Origin of the sequence: Pseudomonas sp. K5002, assembly GCF_013386655.1 — a bacterium.
Taxonomy (GTDB): Bacteria; Pseudomonadota; Gammaproteobacteria; order Pseudomonadales; family Pseudomonadaceae; genus Aquipseudomonas.
Genome location: NZ_JACARK010000743.1, coordinates 1 through 3,416, shown reverse-complemented (window position 1 = coordinate 3,416; position 3,416 = coordinate 1). Strand labels below are relative to the sequence as shown.

4 protein-coding genes are annotated in these 3,416 nt (G+C 62.9%); 1 reads left to right on the top strand and 3 read right to left on the bottom strand.

Going from position 1 to position 3,416, the window contains the following annotated elements; all coding sequences use genetic code 11:
- Positions 1–152: phosphoglycerate mutase family protein (locus HX846_RS27550; RefSeq protein WP_178966498.1), on the bottom strand; the 152-nt coding region annotated here is incomplete at its 3' end.
- Positions 153–345: 193 nt separating this feature from the next.
- Here HX846_RS27550 and sohB point away from each other — a divergent pair.
- Positions 346–1,371, top strand: a complete 1,026-nt coding sequence (gene sohB, locus HX846_RS27545) for a protease SohB (RefSeq protein WP_008434663.1) — start codon at positions 346–348, stop codon at positions 1,369–1,371.
- A gap of 150 nt (positions 1,372–1,521) precedes the next feature.
- On the opposite strand, the gene HX846_RS27540 is transcribed toward sohB, so the two are convergent.
- Complete coding sequence (locus HX846_RS27540; RefSeq protein ID WP_087694872.1) at positions 1,522–3,051, bottom strand: MFS transporter; 1,530 nt, start codon at positions 3,049–3,051, stop codon at positions 1,522–1,524.
- A partial coding sequence (locus HX846_RS27535) for a heme-binding protein (protein ID WP_218645489.1) occupies positions 3,048–3,416 on the bottom strand: 369 nt, incomplete at its 5' end. The genes HX846_RS27535 and HX846_RS27540, both read right to left, overlap by 4 nt.

Below are 3,416 nucleotides of genomic sequence, written 5' to 3'. Positions count from 1 at the left end.
TCGCCCGACAGGCAGCGGTCGAAGCCCAGGCCCAGTTCCGCCAGGTGGCGGCCAAGCACTTGCGCCTGTTGCACACCGATGGGCGACAGCACGTCGTAGTCGTCTGCACCGAAGGAGGCCTGGCCATGTCGAATCAGGTAGATGCTGCCCACGTCCGTTTTCCCGGTACGTTGAAAGTCTGGCGAGGTTATGAGGATGCCGGGAAGCTGTCAATGAAAAAACATACGCTTGTTTTAAAAGGTCGTTAGAGGCCCGCTGCTGGCGGTTTGATCACTGGCTCCATGGCGGTGGCGTCGGTATGCTTGGGCAATCCGCGCCTGGCGCACTGCACTTGTAAGGAGTCACATGGATTTTCTGGCCGAGTACGCTACTTTCCTGGCTAAAACCGTCACCCTGGTCGTCGCCATCCTGGTGGTGCTGATCAGTTTCGCCGCACTGCGCAGCAAAGGCCGCCGCAAAGCTGCCGGCCAGTTGCAGGTCAGCAAGCTCAATGACTTCTACAAGGGTTTGCGTGAGCGCCTGGAGCAGACCCTGCTCGACAAGGACCAGCTCAAGGCCCTGCGCAAGTCTGAAGGCAAGGCCGAAAAGAAGAAGGGCAAGAAGAAGCCAGAAGCCAAGCCACGGGTGTTCGTGCTGGATTTCGACGGCGACATCAAGGCCTCGGCCACTGAAAGCCTGCGCCATGAAATCACGGCACTGCTGAGCCTGGCCACACCCAAGGACGAAGTGGTGCTGCGCCTTGAAAGCGGCGGCGGCATGGTTCACAGCTACGGCCTGGCGTCGTCGCAACTGGCGCGTATCCGCGAGGCGGGCGTGCCGTTGACCGTGTGCATCGACAAGGTCGCGGCCAGCGGCGGCTACATGATGGCGTGCATCGGCGAGAAGATCATCAGCGCACCGTTTGCCATCCTTGGCTCGATTGGCGTGGTGGCGCAGTTGCCCAACGTCAACCGCCTGCTGAAGAAGCACGACATCGACTTCGAAGTGCTGACCGCCGGTGAATACAAACGCACCCTGACCGTGTTTGGCGAAAACACCGAGAAGGGCCGCGAGAAGTTCCAAGAAGACCTGGACATCACCCATCAACTGTTCAAGAACTTCGTGTCGCGCTACCGCCCGCAGCTGGCGATTGATGATGTGGCCACCGGCGAAGTCTGGCTGGGTGTCGCGGCGCTGGACAAGCAACTGGTGGACCAGCTGCAAACCAGCGACGAATACCTGGCGACCAAGGCCAAGACCGCCGAGGTGTTCCACCTGCACTATGCCGAGCGTAAAAGCCTGCAAGAGCGGGTGGGCCTGGCAGCCAGCGGTTCGGTCGACCGGGTGCTGCTGACTTGGTGGAGTCGCCTGACCCAGCAGCGTTTCTGGTAACCATTCACTGACTGTCGAAGATCAAAATGTGGGAGCGGCGGTGCGACGATTCGACTTGCTCGCGAAGGCGGTGGATCAGTCACAGATGTATTGACTGACCCACCGCATTCGCGAGCAAGCCCGCTCCCACATTGGGTCGTGGTGGTCGCATTATCGAGTCAGTAAAGAGGCCTGCGGCACCGCCGGTATGGGATGCCGCATCAACGATCCCACCACCAACGCCCCCAGCAAACCCAACAACCCCGCCACCCATAGCACCACGCTGAACCCGCCGACGAACGCCTGCCGCGCCAGTGGCTGCACCGTGTCCCGCGCGGACTCGGGCAGCAACGCCATGGCCGCTGGCATATCGCCAGCCACTACCCGTGAAGCAATCCCTGCCGCCTGTTCCTGCCACTGGGAGCCGATGCTCGTGTGCAGCAACTGTTCGCTATGGCTGCTCAACAACGCCCCATACACCCCGATCGCCAACATGATCGCGCTGAAGCGCATGGTGGTGCTCATGCCCGACGCCATCCCCGCGCGGTCCCGTGGCACGCAAGCCATGATGTTTTTCTGCGTATCGCCATTGAGCAATCCCGCGCCGGCCCCCGTGACGGCAATCGCCAGGGCGAACGGCAGATAGCCGCCGATATTGACCGCCCAGGCACTCAGCAGGTTGCCGCACCCCACCAACGCCAGCCCCGTCGCCATCATCGTTGCCGGGGCAAAACGGCTAGCCAGTCGGGCGCCTATCCGCGGACAAATCAACATGGTCAAGGCAAACGGCAACATGCCCAGCCCGGAGGCAATCGCGGAGAACCCCAGGCCGTTTTGCAGGTAGAACGGCAGCAGCGTCATCATCACCTGGGCACAGCCGGCGTAGGCGAACATCCCCAGCAGTGCGCCGATAAAGCGCGGGTGCCTGAACAGTTGCAGGTCGACCATGGGCCGCTGTTGCAGGCGTTCGGCGAGTACAAAAACACCCAGCAACGCAGCGCCTCCCAGCAGCCGCGCGTAAGTCAGCGGGTTGTCCCAGCCGATACGGTTGGCTTCGATCAAGCCCCAGATCAGGCACAGCAGGCTGGCACTGAAACTCAGGCTGCCCCAAGGGTCGAGCCTTGCAGCCTGGGCATCGCGGGATTCCGGAATCGCGCGCAGCACCAGTCCCATCAGCACCAGGCCGACCGGCAAATTCAGATAGAAAATCCAGCGCCAGCCCAGGTATTGGGTAATCAACCCGCCGAGGGTCGGTGCGGCGGTCATCGCCACGCCCATGCACGCGCCCCAGAAGGCCCAGGCCTTGGCGCGTTCCACTTCGTCATGGAAGGTATGGCCGATGGAGGCCAGGGCCGAGGTCAGCAGCAGCGCTGCGCCGACACCTTTGACGGCGCGAGCGATATCCAGGAACAACGCATTCGGCGCCGCACCGCAGCCGAGGGAGGCGAGGATGAAAATACCCAGGCCCCAGACCAGGGTCTTCTTGCGGCCAAAGCGGTCGGCAATGCTTCCGGCCGGCAATAACAGGGCGGCGAAGGCCAGCATATAAGCGCTGACCACCCATTCGATATCGGCAAAATTCGCCCCCAGGTCCCGGGCGATGCTCGGCAGGGTCACGGCGACGATGTTGGTGTCGAGCACGATCAGCGAACAGACCCCGGAGGCGGTCAGCAGTGTCAGGCGCGGGCTGACCTTGCTCATGGCTGCACCGAAGCCACCGCCGCGAGGGCGATCTCGTCATCGTGGGCCGGAGTATCTGCGCTGATGCCGATGGCGCCCACTACCTGGCCTTCAAGGATGATTGGCTGGGCGCCCTTCATCATCAACAGGCCGGCGGTGATGGCTGCCGGGCGGCCATTGTTGATAGCGTTTTCCAGGTCCCCGGACGGCCGCTTGAAGAGCGCTGAAGTGCGCGCCTTGCCTTGGGCCAGCTCGATACCGGCCACCACGGGAGCGCCATCCATGCGCAGCGTCAGGATCGGCCAGCCACCGTCATCGACGATGGCCACGGCGCAGGGCCAGCCCTTGTCGGCGGCGACCTTGCGCGCGTGTGCGGCGATCTGCTG